Genomic DNA, 22,153 nt, shown 5'->3' on the forward strand with positions numbered 1-22,153 from the left:
AATGGTGGAATGAAAAAGAGGAGTATTAATATAATTAGATGATTAAAAGAATTATATAAAAGGATAAATGGGTTAAATAAATTGATAAATTAATCATTGATAAAACAAATTGATAAATATATAAGACGATAAACATTAAAAGAGATTATTAAGAGATTGTTTTGAATTTAAAACTCACTCATAAACATCTTTTCTATGAGCAATTTTTACTACAAGAATTACAAGTTTATCGTCTTGAATTTGAGCTATAACACGGTAATCTCCTATTCTATATCGCCACAAGCCAAGCATATTTCCTACTAGCGCTTTGCCTTCGCAACGTGGATTTTCCAAACTCTCAATGACTTTTAATTTTTTTAAAATCACGGTTTTAATGCTGCCGTCAAGTTTGGAAAATTCCTTGCTTGCACTTTTGTTAAATAAAACTTTCAAAGCAAAATTCCATATTTTTTAGACATATCGTCTATAGTATAAGTTTTTTCGTTTTCGCTATCTTTTATCGATTTAATGGCATCTTTATAATCATCAAAATCATCAAGCAAATTCGATATGGCTTCTTTAAAATAGAATGATTTGCTTCTTTTTGTCTCTTTTGCAAGATTATCTAACCTATCTGCTAAATCATCATCTAATCTGAATGAAACTTGCATTTTGCTCTCCTTTATATACTTGTATTTATTAGAAATACTAGTATAGCATTTTTAAACTTAAATTCTATTTGACTTCACTTAATTAACTATAGCTTCTTTAAATGGAGCCACTACTAGTTTATCTATAGAAAACACTGGAGACGTGACTATATCTAATGCTTCTTCTGCTTTAGAAGGTGATTTTAGTATAAATGCAAATAATGCAAACGGATTAACAACCGGCGTTATAACAGCTAATAAAGGAGCTATATCTATAAATGCAAATGGTGTTAGTGCTATAACAGTTGGAAACCTAAGCGCCAAATCATCGATAACCCTAAACGCAGGAGACGCAAGTACTTCGGTAAAAGCAGGCAATATAGCTGCAGATAGCGTAAATGTAGATCTTTCTAAAGTATTAGGTACTACAACAGTAGGTAAAATAACATCTGATAATATAATATATAAAGCTTCAGAGCTTTCAGCTGATACTGAAGGTAAGATAGCTTTAGCATCAAAAGGTAATATTCAAAATTTCAAAGCAGAAGTTACTGGTAGTTTAGGCGATGATAAAATAGAATTAACTACCGCAGCTACTACTTCATCAGTAACTCTATCAGGCGATTTGGGTGTAGGAAACGATACTGTAGATATAAATGAAACTTCAGCAGTAGACGCTCTTAAAACAGTAAATTTAAGTGGCTTAACTAATTACGCTACTTCTACAACAAAACTACAAGCAGCTGCGAACGATACTCTTACGTTTAATGGCGGAAGCGGTGATGATAGCGTAGAAGTATCAGGAACTACTATAGCATCTCTTAAGGTAATTGGTGATTTTGGTGGAGGGAACTTAGATAAGCTTACTTTAGGTACAAATACTACTGCTATAACCGGAGCCGATTCTGCAGTAACTATAGATATCACTAAAGTAACTAATGTAGATAGTACCGAGATCAACTTTACAAACGGTGCAACAGATATGAGTGATAAAGCTCTTACTATAAAGGGTAGTGAGTCAAATGACCAAGTTACTCTTAAACTACTTGCTGCTACTACTAAGGTTAAGGTAGATGGGGATTTGGGCGATGGAAACGATACGTTTGTATTTAATATAGGCGCTGCTACTGCTACAAGTATAACAGATATCGACCTTATAGGATTAAAAGGCGTTGAAGTAGGTCTTCACGGTGCTGACGCAGCTACGGCGTTTGATTTTAGCACATATACCGGCTTAACTACGTTTAATGCAACAACAGGCGCGGATAATATTAAATTAGGAACATTAACTGAAAGTGCAGTCGTAAATCTTGGTTCAGGAGATGACAAGATAGAAACAGGCGCATTTACTGCAACTAAGACTCTTAAGATTGCCGGTGGTGAGGGAAATGATACGTTTGATATCAAAGCTTCTGTAATTGTTACAGTAGCAACTCCTGAATTTGTAGAAATAACAGATTTTAGCGCAGGCGATAAAATTACTTTTGGTGCTGCAATTACTTATGAAAATAAAGGTATTGGACAAGGAGATACTTTAAAAGCAGCTGCCGAAACTATATTAGGTACTTCAGATACAGCTAATACGGTGTACGGCTTTACGTACAATAACGATACTTACTTATTGTACAACGCTGCAGGTAGCACCGCTACGCTTACAACAAGCGATTTAATAGTTAAACTAAGCGGTACAACCGTTGATTTAGATAGTCTTACTACATCAACAAATGATATAGTATTTGCTTCTTAATCGTGTTTTTCAAACCAAACCTTAATAAATAGTAGATAGTTTTTTTGCTAAAAGAAGTCGGATTTTCCGACTTCTTGATATATTATTTAATTCTTTCAAATAAATCTTTTAAATTTAAAATCAATATTGCATTATAGTATTACATTATAGTTATCGTAAATTTATATGTTAAATTATATAAATTTATATAATTTAATCATGAACTATTAAATATCTAAATATAAATTTAGTAGTATAAATTTATAAATATCTATATAAAATACTTATATCTATAAATAACAAAAATAACAAATCAAATTTAAAAGAGTTTAAAAGAATTTATGAATTAAAAAATATAAAAGTAGAGTTATTAAATTTAAAACAATTAAAAGTAGTTAAATAAGCTAGTCAAATTTAAAAAGATAAATTTATGAGTTAAAGTAGTCAAATTTAAAAAAGCTAAAATAGATAAATTTAAAAACAAACTATAGAGTAGTTAAATTTAAAACAATTCAAGGAGCCTATTTAAAGGCTCCTCTAGCAAAAAACTATCTACTATTTATTAAGGTTTGGTTTGAAACAATTTACGATTAAGCTATAGCAACAGCGTGAAGTTCGCCGTCTATAAGCTGTAGATTAAAGTCGGTTCCGACCTTAACTCCGGCTAGTTTAACTACGATGTCGTTAGCATCTAGTTCATCTGCCGTGCCGCCTACTTTGTTATAAACCACGTATGTATCAGTGCCGTTTACATAAGCAAATATATCTCCATCGGCAACTGTGTTTAGTCCATCTACTGCCGTAATCTTAGCATCTGCAAATTTAGTTTTTAATTCAGTTGCAGAAGCCTCATCAACATTGCTTGTAACTACAACAAGTTTATTTTCTGCTACAAAACTATCAAATTTGATTTTATCTCCGACTGCGAAATTCTTTATAACAGATGATTGGACATTAGCATCATCATCTACCGCTGTTACTTTTGCTGCATCTTTAAATACAAAAGTATCGTTTCCATCGCCGCCGTCTATAGATATGCCTTCTCCTTTTGCAGTTGAAGCTTTATCTCCTAAGGTTATGATATCGTTTCCTTTTGTACCTTTCACATCGGCAAGAACAGAAGTAAGTGCGCTTATATCTATAATTCCTTTTGTCGTACTAAGTTCGCTTAAATCTATATGGGTTACTGATGCTACTGCGTTAGTTACGTCTAAGGTAAATTCATCTCCGCTTTGGTTGCCCAAATCCCCATCTACCTTAACCTTAGTAGTAGCAGCAAGTAGTTTAAGAGTAACTTGGTCATTTGACTCACTACCCTTTATAGTAAGAGCTTTATCACTCATATCTGTTGCACCGTTTGTAAAGTTGATCTCGGTACTATCTACATTAGTTACTTTAGTGATATCTATAGTTACTGCAGAATCGGCTCCGGTTATAGCAGTAGTATTTGTACCTAAAGTAAGCTTATCTAAGTTCCCTCCACCAAAATCACCAATTACCTTAAGAGATGCTATAGTAGTTCCTGATACTTCTACGCTATCATCACCGCTTCCGCCATTAAACGTAAGAGTATCGTTCGCAGCTGCTTGTAGTTTTGTTGTAGAAGTAGCGTAATTAGTTAAGCCACTTAAATTTACTGTTTTAAGAGCGTCTACTGCTGAAGTTTCATTTATATCTACAGTATCGTTTCCTACACCCAAATCGCCTGATAGAGTTACTGATGAAGTAGTAGCTGCGGTAGTTAATTCTATTTTATCATCGCCTAAACTACCAGTAACTTCTGCTTTGAAATTTTGAATATTACCTTTTGATGCTAAAGCTATCTTACCTTCAGTATCAGCTGAAAGCTCTGAAGCTTTATATATTATATTATCAGATGTTATTTTACCTACTGTTGTAGTACCTAATACTTTAGAAAGATCTACATTTACGCTATCTGCAGCTATATTGCCTGCTTTTACCGAAGTACTTGCGTCTCCTGCGTTTAGGGTTATCGATGATTTGGCGCTTAGGTTTCCAACTGTTATAGCACTAACACCATTTGCATTTATAGATATAGCTCCTTTATTAGCTGTTATAACGCCGGTTGTTAATCCGTTTGCATTATTTGCATTTATACTAAAATCACCTTCTAAAGCAGAAGAAGCATTAGATATAGTCACGTCTCCAGTGTTTTCTATAGATAAACTAGTAGTGGCTCCATTTAAAGAAGCTATAGTTGAAGCACCTTTTACGTTTGTAAGAGATACAGTAGTAGACGCTGCAGCTTTTAAAGCTCCTGTTTCAAATTTGCCTTCTACGCCGTTTACGCTTATACTTAGATTATCTGTTTCTGAATTAGCAGCGCCTAGTTTTGCGTCTCCGCTCATAGCGTTTAGGTTGATATTTATAGAGCCTTTAGTAACCGTATTTCCTACTTCTAGTCCGGCTTTTAGTCCGCTAGCATTTAGCGCTATGCCTTGAGTAACTTTGTCTGAACCTAAATTACCTAGTGTAACTGCTGATTTATCGTTTGCACCACTTAGAGTAACGGTGCTAACTCCTACTAATCCGGTTATAGTATCAAATGAAAATTTACCGTCTGTAGTTACGTTTAAATTTGATAATGCATCTAAGCTATTTGCATCTCCTTTTATAGTAAATCCATCTACTGATTTGTTTACAACTGCTAGATCTTTTAGTTTAGTTGCACTTAGCTTTAAGCTTTGAGCAGTTTTCTCTGCATTGATGTTTAATGACATGCTAGTAGCTGAATTTGCAGTTAGAGTAGCGCCTGTGCTTGTAATGTTTGCTAAAGCGTCTGTATTTACGGTAAGATTTGTAGCTTTAGTGGCTGTTAAGTTTCCTTTTATTTCAGCTGCTTCCGTACCTGCTTTATAATTTATAGTAGCTAAGTTTTCGCTATCTATAGTTACTGCATTTGTACCTTCAGCAGTTGATAAGAAGTTAAGTGAAGATATGTTACTATTTAATACAATTACTCCACCCGTATCTCCTTTGATATTTAGCTCGCTTACGTCTTTTGCGTTGTTCATAGCTAGAGTTAGATCTCCAGTTGCGTCTAACGTAACTTTTTCTACGTTTGCTACTGTAGGTTTTAAAGTGCCAGAGCCTTTGATAACCAACTCATCATTCCCCGCTCCGCCATCTACATTAACATTAGCTACTTTTGTGCCTACAACAAATTTATCATCTCCGCTACCGCCTTTAACGGTTTTTACATCAGCAGCTTTTAGATCGGCGCTAACTTTGCCGCTAGAAGCGCTAGCATCTAAACTATTGACTCCTGCTTTAACTTCTAATGTAATGTTTGCGTTTCCTTTTACAGATACGTCTTTTGAAGTAATATCTTTTAAGAAACTATCTTTTCCTGTAGCGTTTAAACTTAAATTTTCTATCTTATCGGCAGTTATTGCTACGCTAGCACCTTTAGCACCAACACCATTTACTTTTAAATTTTGCACATCAGCTGAACCATCAAGCACTTTATCCGCATATATAGAATCTACATTGAAATTAGCAGCTTGAAGATTTGTCAATTCAATATCCGCGATGTTTGCAAGGTTTTTAACTTCTATACCTTTTTCGCTATTTAAAGCTAAAGTTTGTACGTCTTTGATACCTTTAGCGTCGAATGTTCTTGATATAAGTCCGCTATTAAGTAATGATATCTTCTCCACACCCTTAATAACCCCACTACTATCTAAACCAGTAAAGTTACTCTTAAGATCCACTTTTAATATATCACTTCCTGCTCCACCATCAATAACATCTCCTGCATTAAGAGTATTTTCACTAGCAAGTGAGCTTACCACCCCACTAATAAGATCTCCACCCTCAGTACCAGTAATAGTATCATTCTCAGTAGTAAGAGCTATCTTATTTAAACCAGCCTCATCTATACTCTCTTTTAACCCATCAACCTCACCCTTAGCACTCTCAACACTACTACTATTACTAGTAACATTATTAATTATATCAACAGTCTTTTGTATTAAAGCATTTTGTTGATCAGGAGTAAGACCATCAAGTGGAAGTTTAGCTATAGTATCAGCAACATAATTACTAACAATTACCTTATTATTAAATAGATCTTGATTAGCCCCAGCATTACTAGGATCTTTAGCAGCATTCACGAAGTGTCCTACTAAATCAGCCTTACTTACTGTACCATTATCTAAAAGATCAACCCAATACTTAAGACCAGCTTTTTGCTCATCACTAACAAACTCAGTTAAATTAACAGCATTCTTAAATAAATGCTTTACAAACGACTCATTATTATTTAAAGTCTCGCCAAGAAAACTCTTAGTAATATCTAAATTAAGTATAGCATTAGATGTCTCAATCATACCCCATCCATTAGCACTACTCTCATTTACCCAATAAGTATTACCTTCACCCTCTGTAGGTCTTCCAAAAAGAACTATAAATAGCTCTGAAACTTCTGATTTTGAAATCATACGAACTCCTTAATAAAATAAAATAAAATCCAGACAAACAAACACTAACTAGTCTTATACTTTATTATTATACTTACAAGGTATCAAAGAGTATTTGGTTAAAGCAGGAGAATGATTAAAAGATTAAACAGTATAGAAATTTAAGTAGAAATGTATTATAATATTAAAGTAAATTTAAATGATTTCTAAATTAGCTTAAAGGAAAAAAATGTCATTAAAAGCAGTAACTATAGCTATCTTAGATATTTTATTATCTAAAAAACAATACTTAAGCTTAAAAGAAATATCCCTTTCTTTAACTAAATTTAATATCACGGATCGACAAATTTTGAATGAGATAACTGCGCTTATGAAAACAAACAGATTGGTTAAAGACGGTATCAGACAAAATTCTCTTTACGCCGCTTCTACGCCTCAAAAAGCACATCAAAATAGCCGTTTCATATATGTATTTAAAAACCGGATTCTAGCAGGAATGTTGTTTGAGATACCAGATGGATTTTTGTTTTACTACACAAACGATTATTTAGTTAGCGGTTTAGAAGCCGTTCCTACCATGCCGCTTAGCATTCAGCCGTTCTCATTTAATACAATTCCGCCGTTTTTTGATCAAAATATTCCGGAAGGCATAAATTTAGAAATCCTAAAATTCCAGCTAAACTCATCAGACGCTCTCCACATATTAGCCAGTTTGAGCGATCCTATCGGCGATATCAGTTTTTCATTTTCGCCAAAAACAGCTCAGAGTCAGATATCAAACCCAAGCTATTTATCAAATTTAGAAAAAATTTTATCAGATAACCCAAAAATCAATATTTTAAAAGATTTTTATGTAGATATTCCAAATGAGATATTATTTCCGGAAAATTATGATTTAAGTAAATTAGAGCTAGCTCAAAATGACGGTATATCGGGATTTCAGTACAAAAAATTAGTAAATATCGATTTTGAACGAAAGATAATCCATCAAGACGCTGCTTCAAACTATATTTTAAAACCATATTCGAAAATCAGATCAAATCCAACCAGTCAAAGTTATTTTCCGCACATCGCGATAAATGAGCATCTTCATTTGAGTTTTGCTAAAAATACGTTGAAAATCAGAGTTCCGTGGAGTGCTGTAGTGGCAGGAGATGACGAGTATCACTACGTAATTAAAAGATTTGATAAACTAGAAAATCATCATTATAACGTCGTCGAGTTTGCCTCGTATCTAGGACTTACTAGTATAAATAAATATGACACAACCAGCGAAAAGCTTTTTAAGCGCATAAGCAAAGAGCTACTATCAGATACTGAAAAGAAGGAGCTTTTGAAGATATATGTTTATAGCGTTATCATAAAATACGAAGATCTGCATGCGAAAAATCTTTCTCTTATAACAAGCGGAGATATAGTGCTGATGGCGCCTATGTATGACGTGATGAGCACGGGATTTTATAGTACGGCAAAAGGATTTGAGAGCTATTTACCTATAAACGGTAAGCGTCAAAACATTAGGCTAAACGATTTTAAGCCGCTTTGTAAAATTTTAAACGTTGATTTCAAAGAGTTCAAGCAGATCGCTTTTAGTATAGCTAATAGCTATAAAGATGAGTTTAGTTCATATATAGATCTTATAAAACCTTTAAATTTAAAGTTTTATAAACAAAAATTGGTGAAAAGAGTCGGAGACGAGAGTTTTCTTGTTCCAAGTGACAAATATGAAAATTTATCAACCTTATTAGAACAATTTCACACAAAAAGAGTTGAAGAGCTGAAATTTTTAGGATGGATACAATAGACAAATTTCGATCAAAACATCAAAAAACAGATATGTTGAATTTAAAATACAACTCAAATAAATTTAAAAATATTCAAGGAGCTAGTTCTCCTAGCTCCTCTTAGCAAAAAACTATCTACTATTTATTAAGGTTTGGTCTAAAATATACTTTGTCTCTATAACACCTTATTTTAAGACGATCCGTCTGACGAGATTTCAAATAAATACGCCTAAGCTAAGATAAATTTAGACAAATTAAAAGCCTTAAAAATTAAGGCTTTTTTATCAAGCAATTACTATTGCTTAAATTACGCTTCCATCATCAACTACAACATTATCTCCGCTAAGTTTAAGATCTAGCGTACCTGAAAGTTTGATAATTGTATCAGTAGCTTTAGTGAAAGTAGCTCCAGCTGTTCCATCAACTACTACATAAGTATATCCATTATGGTGGAAGTAGCTTACAGCAGAGTTTGTTGATCCGTCTCCTGCTACTGCTTTATTGATATAATCATCTAAATTAGCATCGCTATTCATTGTAATTTTATTAAATGTGAAAGTACCATTTTTGGCATCAGTTATATCTATCTTATCGCCAGCATTAAAGTTATTAACGGTTGTAATATCTGTTTTCTCAGCACCTTTTTTAAGAGTTATAGTATCGTCTCCGCCAGCAACTAAATCTACAACGATATTTCCGCCTTTAACAGTTATACTATCAGCTCCAGAGCCACCTTTTATAGTAGCATTAGCTCCTAATGTTATAGCACTTGCATCAAATGTAAGACCAGCTTTAAGAGCACTTGCATCTATCATAGAAACTTTACTATAGTCAGTTCCAGCAGTGCCGGCATGACCTAAAGTAATTTTCGCATCCCCATCTATAATGATAGAAGTTACATCTGTCAATTTAGCATTTACGGTATTTGCTGTATTTTCAGGGCTTGTAGCTTTAACTAACGAAGTGATATTAAGAGTTTCTATACCCGTATCAATTACAAGAGCTTTATCGGTTGCTTCTGTGCCTAAAGCTATACTAGCATCTTTAGCGGCAGCATCTAATACTATTTTTACAACATCATTAGCGCCTGTTACATCATTTAGTTTCACTGTAATAAGCTTAACTGAGCCTGCATCTGCCGCAGTAAAATTAATTACTTGGTCTTTATTTATAGTTAAAGTCGTATCGGCAGCCTCTTTAGTAGTTATGATGATATTTTTAAACGCAGAAGAGCTAAGGTCAGCCGTAGCCACCGCGTCGCTAATAGCAACATTCTCTATGTTTTTGATCATAGTGAAATTTGCACTAGTCAAAGCAGCTGATTTCATAGCTATAGTATCATTACCCGCGCCGCCATCGATTACTGAACCTTCAGTTAAAGTTGTGCCTACAAACTCTATTTTATCATCGCCTGTACCTGTTTTTACGCTAAATTTGCCACTTTGAGCATCTTTGCCGAAGCTAACATCTGCAGCGCCATTGAACGCAGTAGTGTCTATATTAACTAGAGTTTCTACTTCAGCACCTTTGATAACCAAAGTTTTTCCACTACCACTAGCAGTGACTGACGTAGTTTTTGCAGTTCCGCTATCAAATTCAAGACTATTGTCTGTGGCATTAGCTTTAAGAGTCACAGTTTGATCCGTAGCAGCAGTTGTGTTTAATTTAACCTTAGCAGCAGCTCCGCTTAAATGTACAGTAACGTCTTTTGCTGCTGTAGAGATGTTGTGTCCGTTAACGCTTGAATTTATTAAATTTAGTGTGCTTGCAGATTTTATATCTATTGCAGCAGTTAAAGCAGCATTGTCAAGAGTAACTGTTGCAAGTTTATCCATGTTACCAGCTAGCGTTACGTTAGTTGCATGTTTAACTGTCAAATTCTCTACAGCCGTAGCTGAAGTTACAGCTGCAACTCCTGTTGCGTCTATTGTTATATTTTTTGCTGCATTTGCGGATGTTATTGTAGCGTTTTTAGCTGCTCCGCTTGTTTTTAAATTCACACTAGTAGCAGCGTTTGCACTGGTTAATGTGATAGTGTCGTTTGTAGCAGTTAAATTTACGCTTGTTGCCGAATCGGCCGTAAGGGCAGTGATTTTACCGGCGACAACATCGACTTTGCCTGTTCCGGCTGCGGTGAAAGCAGTTATCGTTCCTGTTGTTTCTACATTTACGCTTTTAGATGCGTCGGTAGCAAAGCTAGCTATATCGCCAAGTACGTTAAATCCTACTTTTTCATAACCGTTGAAAACGAAATCGCCACTTGTTTCTAGATCTGAAATTATATTGATATTTTCTACGTTTGTAACGCCTTTTACTGATTTATCAATTTCAGTTTGATCAAGTTTAGTAGCGGCAGCCGCGTTGTTATTTGCAGTAAATATCGCATTCAACGTATCTCTCCCTGCTCCACCATCTATCTTATCAAATGCACTAAGAGTACTCTTATTAGTACCATTACCTACATATGTTGTCCCATTAAAAGTATCGTCTAAATCAGTACCCTTTAAATTATCATTACCCTCTGTAAGATCATAAGTACTACCCGGATTAGGTAGCTCACTCTTCAAAGCATCAACCTCACCCTTAGCACTCTCAACACTACTACTATTACTAGTAACATTATTAATTATATCAACAGTCTTTTGTATTAAAGCATTTTGTTGATCAGGAGTAAGACCATCAAGTGGAAGTTTAGCTATAGTATCAGCAACATAATTACTAACAATTACCTTATTATTAAATAGATCTTGATTAGCCCCAGCATTACTAGGATCTTTAGCAGCATTCACGAAGTGTCCTACTAAATCAGCCTTACTTACTGTACCATTATCTAAAAGATCAACCCAATACTTAAGACCAGCTTTTTGCTCATCACTAACAAACTCAGTTAAATTAACAGCATTCTTAAATAAATGCTTTACAAACGACTCATTATTATTTAAAGTCTCGCCAAGAAAACTCTTAGTAATATCTAAATTAAGTATAGCATTAGATGTCTCAATCATACCCCATCCATTAGCACTACTCTCATTTACCCAATAAGTATTACCTTCACCCTCTGTAGGTCTTCCAAAAAGAACTATAAATAGCTCTGAAACTTCTGATTTTGAAATCATACGAACTCCTTAATAAAATAAAATAAAATCCAGACAAACAAACACTAACTAGTCTTATACTTTATTATTATACTTACAAGGTATCAAAGAGTATTTGGTTAAATAAGGTATTATTTTAAATTATAATGGTGGAATGAAAAAGAGGAGTATTAATATAATTAGATGATTAAAAGAATTATATAAAAGGATAAATGGGTTAAATAAATTGATAAATTAATCATTGATAAAACAAATTGATAAATATATAAGACGATAAACATTAAAAGAGATTATTAAGAGATTGTTTTGAATTTAAACTATAAAGCCAAATTTGTTGTTTCGTTAAATTCGCTGAAAAACTCATAAAACGGCATAATTTTTAGCTTTTTCTCATTGGATTTCTCTCTCGTCTCGCTATTTTCATCGCCGCCCGAAAAATCCCGATGCTTATAATTATCCAAATTTAGCCCCAAATCACGCAGATTGAACTGCGATAATTCAGTTTCCCATCTATCATCAAATGTTATCAGATATTTTTCATTCACGCCAAAGGGAAGTTTATTTAAACCAGCTATCTCTCTTTTTATATTTTTTTCATTTAGCTCATAGCAGACTTGTAACGCTATGCTTTTGTCATTTTTTCTTGCGATAAAATCGCATTCACTGTCATTAGTTTTGTAAAAAAATAGCTCAAAACCTAGTTTTTTCAACTCACAAAATACTAAATTTTCTAAAGCTCGTCCTTTGTTATCGCTAAAACTAAATGCTAAACTCAGAAAGCCGTTATCACACAAATATAACTTTTTCTTATTATTCATCTGCTCTTTGAGTGAGTACGAAAACATCTTTAGTTCGTCACAAAGATAGCACTCTTGCAAATACCCTATATACTCTTGAACGCTTTTTGGATTGAGTTTTACTGCATTTGAAAGCGAATTATACGAATACAAAGCTCCAAAATTAGTAAGCGAATAAAATCCAAGTTCTCTAAATCCAGCTATATCTCTTATCTGATTATTTGCCACGCAATCTTTAAGTAAAATAGCATCATAATAACTACTTATAATATCGCGTTTAAATTCACTGTTGCTCTCATACACTTCGACAAATGATCCGAATTTCGCCATATCTTGTACTAAATTTAAAACATGATTTTTTTCTTTTATAAGCTCGAAATAGTCGTTTATATTATTAATTTTTAAAATTTCTTTAAAACTAAGCGGATAAATTTGCGTGCTTAAGTAGCGTCCGCTCAGAAGCGTAGCGTATTGTGTATTTAAAAGTGCCGAGTTTGAACCTGTTATAAAAATTTTATCGAACAATTCAGAATCGTACGCACTTTTTACATATTTTTCCCAGTTATTTACCGCGCTTATTTCATCTAAAAATAGATATTTTACGCGTTTATTTGTAAGCCTTTGCGAAAGACTTACTATATCGTTTATGACTCTAGCATCTTTACTTTTTGTGCTAAAAAACGGATCGTCGAGATTGATATACAGTATTTCCTTGCTATCTACGCTCTTACTCAAATGATTTATTAGAAGTTTAAATACAGTGGATTTTCCGCTACGCCTTATACCTTGCAAAACCATAATATGCCTGAGTTTAAGAGAGTTTATAAGCTTAGGCATTACTTGCCTATCATATAGATTTTTGTAGGGTTCGCTCCAATGTTTGTTTTGGTTTATAATGATATTTTGCATATTATACTGCCTGATATTTTATATTTTTAAGTAGTATAATACATAGTTTATGCTTATTTGTAGTTTAAATTTAAAATAAAATAGATAATTGGTAAATTTAAAAAAATAGAACCGCTAAATTTAATTAACGAAATTTAATTAAATTTAAAAAATAACTCAAGAAGTCGGATTTTCCGACTTCTTTTAGCAAAAAACCATATACTATCTATTAAGGAGCTTAATTTAGAAATTAAGCTTGTTCGCTTAGTGCTCTTCCTGTTTGTGTCACCTGAGCTATAGCTATATCAGCGACGCCTGCTATCTTAATTATAGTATCATCGGTATCGGCATTAGTAGCACCAATGTTAATGATATAAGAATATGCTTCTCTATAACCATCAGTCGCAACATTTACTATATAAACACCGTTAGGCGCTGTTTTTGTTGCATCTTTTGTTGTGATATCTTGTGCACTATTTAAAGCTTTTGCTATATTTAAGATATTTGCGTCCGTAGCAACGAAATTGCTATCTGCTTCAGCACCAGACTTTCCTTTAAAGAACGAAACCACGCCTGTTGCGCCAGCGGCAACTTTTATATGCACGTCGTTTGTGTCATCGCTACTCTTGACGCCGGTAACTACTGTAGCTGTTGTTAAACCACCTTTATCGGTAACGGCTGTAGTAAAATTGATCTTATCAGCTGTTTTATCAAAACCGTTTATAGTAACCATACCTTTGCCGGCATCTGCTTTTATGATATCGGTTACTTTGTTGCCCGTACCATCGACAAGTACTTGGTTTCCTAATGTAACGGTTTTAGTAGCAGTGTTAAGCGTAGTTATTACTTGATCGGTAGTTTGTCCGTATATATGAGATAAATTTATAGATGAGTAAGTATCACCCGCAATTATACTGAGTGTGTTATTATGCGGAACTATCTCCGACTGCTCTATATGCGGTAACATTAGCAAATCTGTATTTGTCATATCTACTGTTTTATCTGCTATAGCTGCGTAAGCTACGGTAACTGAGTGAGTTCCTCCTATGGCTATCTTATCTATATTATGATCTATATCTGTAAGCTTAATAAAGTCCGCTCCAGAATTAATTACATTAAAATATAGTATATCATTACCTTTTTCACTACCTTTTACTTCGGTAATTTCAGTGTTGGCACCCGCCATCATAATTATAGAATTGAATTCCCCCGCAAGCTCACTGATATCTATAGCTGTAAGATATTTAGCTTTACTGGTATCTATTATTACGGTATTTTGTGATCCTGTACCCATATCGCCGCTTAGTTTAGCAGTTGTTAAAGATGAATCTAATTTCCAAACTACATTAGAAATAAAATTACCTAGTTTTACGGCTACGTTAGACTCTGTTGTGTTATCTAAATATATAGTTTCAAATAAATTTGTAGCTTTTAATTCGCTAATATTTATACTATTTGTTTTTTTGCCTGAGCGTATAGTTGCCATATCATTGCCTATATCTAGATTTCCCGATACTTTTATACTTTCAGTAGCATCAGAAGCTTTAACTATTATGTGATCATTAGTTAAACTGCCGTTTACTACAGCTGTGAATGCTTTGCCCTTAGCAGAAGCAAGATTTAGTTCGCCATGATGTCCGTTTGATTTTAGTGTTGAACCATTATAGCTGATTGTGTCTGCTGTTATATTATTTACATATACGTTGCCAAGTGTTTTTGATAGATCTATGTTTGCGGTTTTTGCATAAACATCTCCTATATCTACTGCTCCATCGATGGCACCTGCATTCACGGTCGCGGTCCTTATGACATCGATATTTCCTAATTTTAGTGAAGCGCTAGAGTTTGCATTTACAGATACGTTACTTCCTGACATATTTCCTAAAGCAACCCTTCCCGTAACTCCACTAACATCTACGTTTACATTGTTTTCTTTAATATAGCGTGCAACAGCTAATACGCTTCCTACAGTCAATCCGCTTTTTAGTCCGCTAGCTGTGATTTGAATATCATGTTCAGCTCCATTGCTTCCTATGTTGCCTAGAGTCATGGCCGATTTGGCATTGTCTCCGCTTAAAGTTACTACGTTTGCTTTTTCAAAATGATTATTTGCTACAAATTTGAATGCTCCATCAGTAGATATAGTAAGATTTTCTACTATATTATCTGTTCCGTCTAAATTTGTTTGAAGCCCGGCCGCTGATTTGTTATTTATGCTTAATGAGACAGCTTCTGGAGCAGCTATGCTTATGGCTTGAGCCTCTTTTACTTCAGCCACGTTTAATGTTATACTTGTGGCTTTTTCTGCGATAACTTCTGCATTCGTATTTGTTGTTTTTGTGTTGGCTTCTAAATTTATAGTAAGATTTGTAGCTTCGCTAGCATTTACTTTACCGCTTGCTTCAGCTGCAGCTTTTGCATCGGTACCTGCTTTATAATTTATAGTAGCTAAGTTTTCGCTATCTATAGTTACTGCATTTGTACCTTCAGCAGTTGATAAGAAGTTAAGTGAAGATATGTTACTATTTAATACAATTACTCCACCCGTATCTCCTTTGATATTTAGCTCGCTTACGTCTTTTGCGTTGTTCATAGCTAGAGTTAGATCTCCAGTTGCGTCTAACGTAACTTTTTCTACGTTTGCTACTGTAGGTTTTAAAGTGCCAGAGCCTTTGATAACCAACTCATCATTCCCCGCTCCGCCATCTACATTAACATTAGCTACATCTGTTCCTATAGTTATCTTATCATTACCATTTCCACCTTTAATACTAGTAACACTAGCTGATGTGCTTAAATCTGCATCCAAAGCTCCACCGAAGCTAGAAGCATCTAAAGTAGTAGTTTTTGCTCCTGTTGCTAAAGATAGATTTGCGTTTCCTTTTACAGATATACTTGCCACATCAGCACTTACAAAGCTTTGGCTTCCTGTAGTATTTAAATTTAGAGTTTCTATCTTATCGGCAGTTATTGCTACGCTAGCACCTTTAGCACCAACACCATTTACTTTTAAATTTTGCACATCAGCTGAACCATCAAGCACTTTATCCGCATATATAGAATCTACATTGAATTTATCAGCTTTTAGGTTAGTAAGCTCAACATCTACTATATTAGCAAGATTAGTAACGCTAATTCCTTTTTCGCCACTTAACGCAACTGTTTGCAATCCATCTATACCTTTAGCGTCGAATGTTCTGTTTGAAACACTACTATTAGTTAAAGATAGTTTTTCTATATTTTTGATGTAGCCGTCATCTTTTAGGCCTTTGAAGTTATTCTTCAAATCTACCTTAAGCACATCATTACCAGCACCACCATCTATCTTATCCCCAGGATTTAAAGTACTCTCAGCAGCAGTACCTACCACCCCACTAATAAGATCTCCACCCTCAGTACCAGTAATAGTATCATTCTCAGTAGTAAGAGCTATCTTATTTAAACCAGCCTCATCTATACTCTCTTTTAACCCATCAACCTCACCCTTAGCACTCTCAACACTACTACTATTACTAGTAACATTATTAATTATATCAACAGTCTTTTGTATTAAAGCATTTTGTTGATCAGGAGTAAGACCATCAAGTGGAAGTTTAGCTATAGTATCAGCAACATAATTACTAACAATTACCTTATTATTAAATAGATCTTGATTAGCCCCAGCATTACTAGGATCTTTAGCAGCATTCACGAAGTGTCCTACTAAATCAGCCTTACTTACTGTACCATTATCTAAAAGATCAACCCAATACTTAAGACCAGCTTTTTGCTCATCACTAACAAACTCAGTTAAATTAACAGCATTCTTAAATAAATGCTTTACAAACGACTCATTATTATTTAAAGTCTCGCCAAGAAAACTCTTAGTAATATCTAAATTAAGTATAGCATTAGATGTCTCAATCATACCCCATCCATTAGCACTACTCTCATTTACCCAATAAGTATTACCTTCACCCTCTGTAGGTCTTCCAAAAAGAACTATAAATAGCTCTGAAACTTCTGATTTTGAAATCATACGAACTCCTTAATAAAATAAAATAAAATCCAGACAAACAAACACTAACTAGTCTTATACTTTATTATTATACTTACAAGGTATCAAAGAGTATTTGGTTAAATAAGGTATTATTTTAAATTATAATGGTGGAATGAAAAAGAGGAGTATTAATATAATTAGATGATTAAAAGAATTATATAAAAGGATAAATGGGTTAAATAAATTGATAAATTAATCATTGATAAAACAAATTGATAAATATATAAGACGATAAACATTAAAAGAGATTATTAAGAGATTGTTTTGAATTTAAACTATAAAGCCAAATTTGTTGTTTCGTTGACTTCTAATTATCAGCCGTTTTATTTTCTTAATTTCTCTTTAGCTGCTTTTATACTCTCTTTTAACTTAGCTTCCAAAAGCTCTTTTTGCGGTAGTTTAGTCATATATTTCGCTACTTTTATATTCGATTTATCTAATTGTAAAAGTTCGATGTGTTCGTTGTTTTTATCGGAGCATAGTATTAATCCTATCGGTGGATTTTCGTCTTTTAGCATCTCATAACGTTCCAACCACCTTAGATACAGCTCCATTTGTCCTTTATAACCTGCTTCAAATTTGCCTAATTTCAACTCTATGGCAACAAGCGATCTGAGTTTTCTATGGTAAAACAAAAGATCGATATAGTAGTCTTGAGCATCGATTGTGATGCGTTTTTGTCTTGCTATAAATGCAAAGTCGCTCCCAAGTTCGGTTATAAATTTTTGCAGCTCAACAAGTATCGCGCTCTCCAACTCTTTTTCACTATATGTATCGCTAAGCCCCAAAAAATCAAGCACATAAGGATCTCTAAAAGCTAAATTTTCGCTCATTTGATTTTTATTTCTTAGTAGTTCAAGGTCATTTTTTATGGTTAATTCAGGTTTATTTGATATTGCAGTTCTCTCAAAAAGCATTGATTTTACGCGCTCTCTTAGTGTTCTAACACTCCAGCCTTCATTTGCACACATGGTAATGTAAAACTCTCTTTGCACATGTTCCATTGGAAGTATTTCGACGAAATGAGACCATCCGAGTCGTTGCGACACTGTCGCAACAAAGCTAAAATCACTAAAACAATTATAAAATTTTATCATTCTTGAAATTTGAGATTTGTCAAAACCTCTGCCGAATTTAGTTTTTAAATTGTTTGAAATTTCAGTTAGCAATGAATTGAGTGTAGCGCTTTTGTCACTATCTAAAATTTCTATTTGGAGGTATTTACCGATCTCCCAGTAAGCTTTGATAACTTCTTGATTTACGGCTTTATAGGCGTTACTTTGACTAGCGGTTATCAAATTTGATATATGCTCTACAGCTTTGTTTATATAAGTTTTTTCTACGTTCAAATTTAGTCTTTCCGGCTGAATTTGTGGATTATTATACAGTTTTTTTATAAAGATCGTCTAAGCAATGATTGATTTTACATTAAAATATCTTATAAATATACATAAAAGGAGCCTGTTTCCAGACTCCCCAGCAAAAAAACTATCTTAGCATAGATGTTAATTAGTTTATTAAGATTTCAACCCTTTTTTACTCTGCAATAGTAATAGTCGCAGTAGTAGTACTAGCATTAGATGTAAGCTCATGTATGCCGGCTAACTTTATAAGTGTGTCTCCCGTATCTTGGAATGTAGTAGCATTTTTATTATCTGCTACTATATATGTATCTCCGTCAAAATGGAAATACTTAAGAATAGCGTTTGTCTCAGCATTGCTGCCGGCCGCAGCTAGATCTAATATATCTGAAAAACTAGATGTATCTTTGATATTATCTAGTTTTGTTATAGCTGCATTTATTGCATGAGCTACAGTAATTTCAATCTTATCATCTTTACCAAACCCATTTACTACAGAGTAAGAGTTTTTAAGTCCGCTATCATCTGATACTTTAACAGTATCGCTTCCGCCTGCACTTAGATCGATAATGATATTATTTTTGGCGGTGTCTTTTATAGTGATTACATCATCACCTTTACCGCCGATCAACGTAGCGCCGTTTTTTAAACCGTTTGTTGAAAGATCTATTTTTAAACCGCCATCAAGAGCGCCTGCATCTACTTTTGTTACAACGTCTTTAGAAGTAGCAGCTAATACTAGCTCAGTTTTGTCGTTTCCTGTGATGTTTATAACTGTTCCTGCTTTTTTGCTATCGGTATCATCCGTATATTCTAATTTGCTTATAGTTAGCTTGTTTCCGGTATTAGCTTTATCTCCGCTATCTATAGAGTTCAAATTTATTATATTTACATCTTTGATACCTGCTATAGTCGCGTCTAGCTTAGCATTGGTTAGCTCTGAACCGTCTAAAGCGATGTTAAGCGTAGTATCTGCAGCTGCAGCTGCTCCTTTTACTAAAAGTCCGCCATCGTATATCTCTTTTCCATCAGCTAGAAACGATATAGTAGTTCCGCTATCTACAGTGATAACAGCAGTAGAACTTACACTATCTTTTAGCCCCAAACTACTAAATCCCAACTTACCTAAATCCACTTTTCCAGACGAGATAGCTGCTTCTACTATAACGCCTTCAAAATTTGTAAATGTAGAAAGATCTTTTTCATTTAACAATAAAGCGTCTTTTAAAACTAAAGTATCATTACCCGCGCCGCCGTCTATAGTAACGCCTGCGATAGCATTTACTTTATCGTTTCCGCTTCCAAGCTTAATGCTTTCTAGCGCTTTTAGATGCGTATCAACTAAATTTAGTGTGATATTTGCTGTGCTTGTGCTAGCATCGATAGTTTTTAGCGCGTCTGCGTTATTTGCAGTGTTACCAAGATTTAATGCCAAAGTGCCTGTAGATTTCAAATTTAAAGTTGTCAAACCAGCCGCATTCAAGCTATCGGTAGTAGCTTTTGCCATAGTAACTTTACCTGTTGTAGTTAAATTTAATGTCTCTAAAGCGTCAGATAGAACTACTGTTGTTATATAGTTTTTAGTGGCGTTTAGCTCTAAATTTATAGATTTTGCGTTACCTGAAGTTATAGTCGCGGTAGCTTCACCGTTAGCTGCGGTTCCTACTACTTCAGAGTAAGATATGGTTTGACCATTACTTATACTAGCACCTGCTATAGCGTTGTTTTTAACTTCTGATCTAATCAAGCTAAGCTTCTCAAGACCTGTTATAGTAGTAGTATCTATAACATCCTCTGATGTAGAGTTGTATACTTCTACGTTCTCTACGTTTTGCACGATAACGCCTTGTAAAGTAGCTCCTCCAAAAGCTTTTAATGTATCATTACCAGCACCGCCGTCTACTATATCGCCCGGTTGAATTGTATCTTTGTTACCTAAAAATATATCATCACCGCTAGTTCCGATAAGTTTATCCGCGCCAGTAGTAAATGCTTGAGTTTTTTCTATGTCTATAGCAGGATTATCAAGTGCCTCTTTTAACCCATCAACCTCACCCTTAGCACTCTCAACACTACTACTATTACTAGTAACATTATTAATTATATCAACAGTCTTTTGTATTAAAGCATTTTGTTGATCAGGAGTAAGACCATCAAGTGGAAGTTTAGCTATAGTATCAGCAACATAATTACTAACAATTACCTTATTATTAAATAGATCTTGATTAGCCCCAGCATTACTAGGATCTTTAGCAGCATTCACGAAGTGTCCTACTAAATCAGCCTTACTTACTGTACCATTATCTAAAAGATCAACCCAATACTTAAGACCAGCTTTTTGCTCATCACTAACAAACTCAGTTAAATTAACAGCATTCTTAAATAAATGCTTTACAAACGACTCATTATTATTTAAAGTCTCGCCAAGAAAACTCTTAGTAATATCTAAATTAAGTATAGCATTAGATGTCTCAATCATACCCCATCCATTAGCACTACTCTCATTTACCCAATAAGTATTACCTTCACCCTCTGTAGGTCTTCCAAAAAGAACTATAAATAGCTCTGAAACTTCTGATTTTGAAATCATACGAACTCCTTAATAAAATAAAATAAAATCCAGACAAACAAACACTAACTAGTCTTATACTTTATTATTATACTTACAAGGTATCAAAGAGTATTTGGTTAAATAAGGTATTATTTTAAATTATAATGGTGGAATGAAAAAGAGGAGTATTAATAAACTACAAAGTTAAACTATGGATAATTTTTTGATAATTAAAGTGGTATTGTGATGCCTAGGAGAGTGGGTTAAAAAACTTTTGCGTGAGAGCCTATATCTATTGCTTTTAGTATCAACATATCATATCTTTTTTCGTAAATTAAAACCAAATCGGGTCTAATATGGCAGTCTCGAAAACCTTTTAAGGCTCCTTGTAAAGGGTGATCGCAGTATTTTAAGTCCAACGGTTCATCTTCGCATAACTTGTCTAAGATCTCTATTACGGCTTTTATATCTTCTTTGTTTAGCTTTTTAACGGATTTTTTAAATTTACTTGTGTATAAAAGCTCAAATTTAGCCAACTTTCACTCCTATATCTTGAAACATTTCTTTAGCGTTTTTAAATGTTTTTGCTTTACCGTTTTTTATCGCATGATCTAGCTCGTTTGATGTCGATAGTATATCTTTTACATACTTTTTATCGTAGCCGTTTTCATCGAGCTCCACTACTTTCATTTTAGTGTTCGGACTGAGTTTTACTATGCTTTTTATGGCTTCTAAGATCTCTTCTTTTACGTTTTGTAGTTCTAGTCTTACGGTCATTTTGTCTCCTTGATTTTTGTTCATTATACCTAAAAATTATAAAAGTTATGTAATTCGTAGTTAT

The 22,153-nt window shown here is 33.9% G+C and carries 12 protein-coding genes; 2 read left to right on the top strand and 10 right to left on the bottom strand.

The window, feature by feature from the left end; translation table 11 throughout:
• Nucleotides 1-174: 174 nt before the first annotated feature.
• Together DQN38_RS02305 and relB are read right to left on the bottom strand one after the other, a co-directional pair.
• Nucleotides 175-432 carry a type II toxin-antitoxin system RelE family toxin gene (locus tag DQN38_RS02305; RefSeq protein ID WP_038452992.1) on the bottom strand — a complete coding sequence of 86 codons (258 nt, stop codon included), beginning with the start codon at nucleotides 430-432 and terminating at the stop codon, nucleotides 175-177.
• Entirely contained in the window at nucleotides 429-650 is a 222-nt protein-coding gene (gene relB, locus DQN38_RS02310) for a type II toxin-antitoxin system RelB family antitoxin (RefSeq protein ID WP_065844267.1), read from the bottom strand. The genes DQN38_RS02305 and relB overlap by 4 nt, the downstream gene beginning before the upstream one ends.
• A gap of 142 nt (nucleotides 651-792) precedes the next feature.
• Here relB and DQN38_RS02315 point away from each other — a divergent pair, with 142 nt between their 5' ends.
• Complete coding sequence (locus DQN38_RS02315) at nucleotides 793-2,376, top strand: hypothetical protein (protein ID WP_197711710.1); 1,584 nt, start codon at nucleotides 793-795, stop codon at nucleotides 2,374-2,376.
• A gap of 569 nt (nucleotides 2,377-2,945) precedes the next feature.
• On the opposite strand, the gene DQN38_RS02320 is transcribed toward DQN38_RS02315, so the two are convergent.
• A complete protein-coding gene (locus DQN38_RS02320; RefSeq protein WP_111738155.1) occupies nucleotides 2,946-6,818 on the bottom strand; it encodes a beta strand repeat-containing protein in 3,873 nt (1,290 codons plus the stop codon).
• Between the two features lie 208 nt (nucleotides 6,819-7,026).
• Here DQN38_RS02320 and DQN38_RS02325 point away from each other — a divergent pair, with 208 nt between their 5' ends.
• Entirely contained in the window at nucleotides 7,027-8,601 is a 1,575-nt protein-coding gene (locus tag DQN38_RS02325) for a type II toxin-antitoxin system HipA family toxin (RefSeq protein WP_002848713.1), read from the top strand.
• Between the two features lie 282 nt (nucleotides 8,602-8,883).
• Here the strand turns inward: DQN38_RS02325 and DQN38_RS02330 are convergent, their stop codons facing one another.
• The 7 genes from DQN38_RS02330 to DQN38_RS02360 all read right to left on the bottom strand — a co-directional run bounded on the left by DQN38_RS02330 (nucleotide 8,884) and on the right by DQN38_RS02360 (nucleotide 22,089).
• Nucleotides 8,884-11,697, bottom strand: a complete 2,814-nt coding sequence (locus DQN38_RS02330; protein WP_111738156.1) for an S-layer protein — start codon at nucleotides 11,695-11,697, stop codon at nucleotides 8,884-8,886.
• Between the two features lie 296 nt (nucleotides 11,698-11,993).
• Nucleotides 11,994-13,382: an ATP-binding protein gene (locus tag DQN38_RS02335; RefSeq protein WP_111738157.1), complete on the bottom strand. Its 1,389-nt coding sequence runs from the start codon at nucleotides 13,380-13,382 to the stop codon at nucleotides 11,994-11,996.
• 229 nt (nucleotides 13,383-13,611) lie between these two features.
• The gene (locus DQN38_RS02340) at nucleotides 13,612-17,379 is read right to left on the bottom strand and encodes a cell surface protein (RefSeq protein ID WP_111738158.1); all 3,768 of its coding nucleotides are present in this window, start codon (nucleotides 17,377-17,379) and stop codon (nucleotides 13,612-13,614) included.
• A gap of 344 nt (nucleotides 17,380-17,723) precedes the next feature.
• On the bottom strand, nucleotides 17,724-18,749 hold the full coding sequence (locus tag DQN38_RS02345; protein WP_038452972.1) for a PDDEXK nuclease domain-containing protein: 1,026 nt from the start codon (nucleotides 18,747-18,749) through the stop codon (nucleotides 17,724-17,726).
• A gap of 187 nt (nucleotides 18,750-18,936) precedes the next feature.
• Nucleotides 18,937-21,351 carry a hypothetical protein gene (locus DQN38_RS02350; protein ID WP_111738159.1) on the bottom strand — a complete coding sequence of 805 codons (2,415 nt, stop codon included), beginning with the start codon at nucleotides 21,349-21,351 and terminating at the stop codon, nucleotides 18,937-18,939.
• Nucleotides 21,352-21,575: 224 nt separating this feature from the next.
• Nucleotides 21,576-21,848, bottom strand: coding sequence for a type II toxin-antitoxin system RelE/ParE family toxin (locus DQN38_RS02355; protein WP_010398810.1), 273 nt, complete (start codon nucleotides 21,846-21,848; stop codon nucleotides 21,576-21,578).
• Nucleotides 21,841-22,089, bottom strand: coding sequence for a hypothetical protein (locus DQN38_RS02360; protein ID WP_010398813.1), 249 nt, complete (start codon nucleotides 22,087-22,089; stop codon nucleotides 21,841-21,843). The genes DQN38_RS02355 and DQN38_RS02360 overlap by 8 nt, the downstream gene beginning before the upstream one ends.
• Nucleotides 22,090-22,153 lie beyond the last annotated feature (64 nt).

Origin of the sequence: Campylobacter fetus subsp. fetus (assembly GCF_900475935.1) — a bacterium.
Classification (GTDB): domain Bacteria; phylum Campylobacterota; class Campylobacteria; order Campylobacterales; family Campylobacteraceae; genus Campylobacter; species Campylobacter fetus.

What these genes read in the sequence shown, in the direction of transcription:
- relB (WP_065844267.1), bottom strand. Translation starts at nt 650, where the DNA reads ATGCAAGTTTCATTCAGATTAGATGATGATTTAGCAGATAGGTTAGAT.
- DQN38_RS02320 (WP_111738155.1), bottom strand. Translation starts at nt 6,818, where the DNA reads ATGATTTCAAAATCAGAAGTTTCAGAGCTATTTATAGTTCTTTTTGGA.
- DQN38_RS02325 (WP_002848713.1), top strand. Translation starts at nt 7,027, where the DNA reads ATGTCATTAAAAGCAGTAACTATAGCTATCTTAGATATTTTATTATCT.
- DQN38_RS02330 (WP_111738156.1), bottom strand. Translation starts at nt 11,697, where the DNA reads ATGATTTCAAAATCAGAAGTTTCAGAGCTATTTATAGTTCTTTTTGGA.
- DQN38_RS02335 (WP_111738157.1), bottom strand. Translation starts at nt 13,382, where the DNA reads ATGCAAAATATCATTATAAACCAAAACAAACATTGGAGCGAACCCTAC.
- DQN38_RS02340 (WP_111738158.1), bottom strand. Translation starts at nt 17,379, where the DNA reads ATGATTTCAAAATCAGAAGTTTCAGAGCTATTTATAGTTCTTTTTGGA.
- DQN38_RS02350 (WP_111738159.1), bottom strand. Translation starts at nt 21,351, where the DNA reads ATGATTTCAAAATCAGAAGTTTCAGAGCTATTTATAGTTCTTTTTGGA.
- DQN38_RS02360 (WP_010398813.1), bottom strand. Translation starts at nt 22,089, where the DNA reads ATGACCGTAAGACTAGAACTACAAAACGTAAAAGAAGAGATCTTAGAA.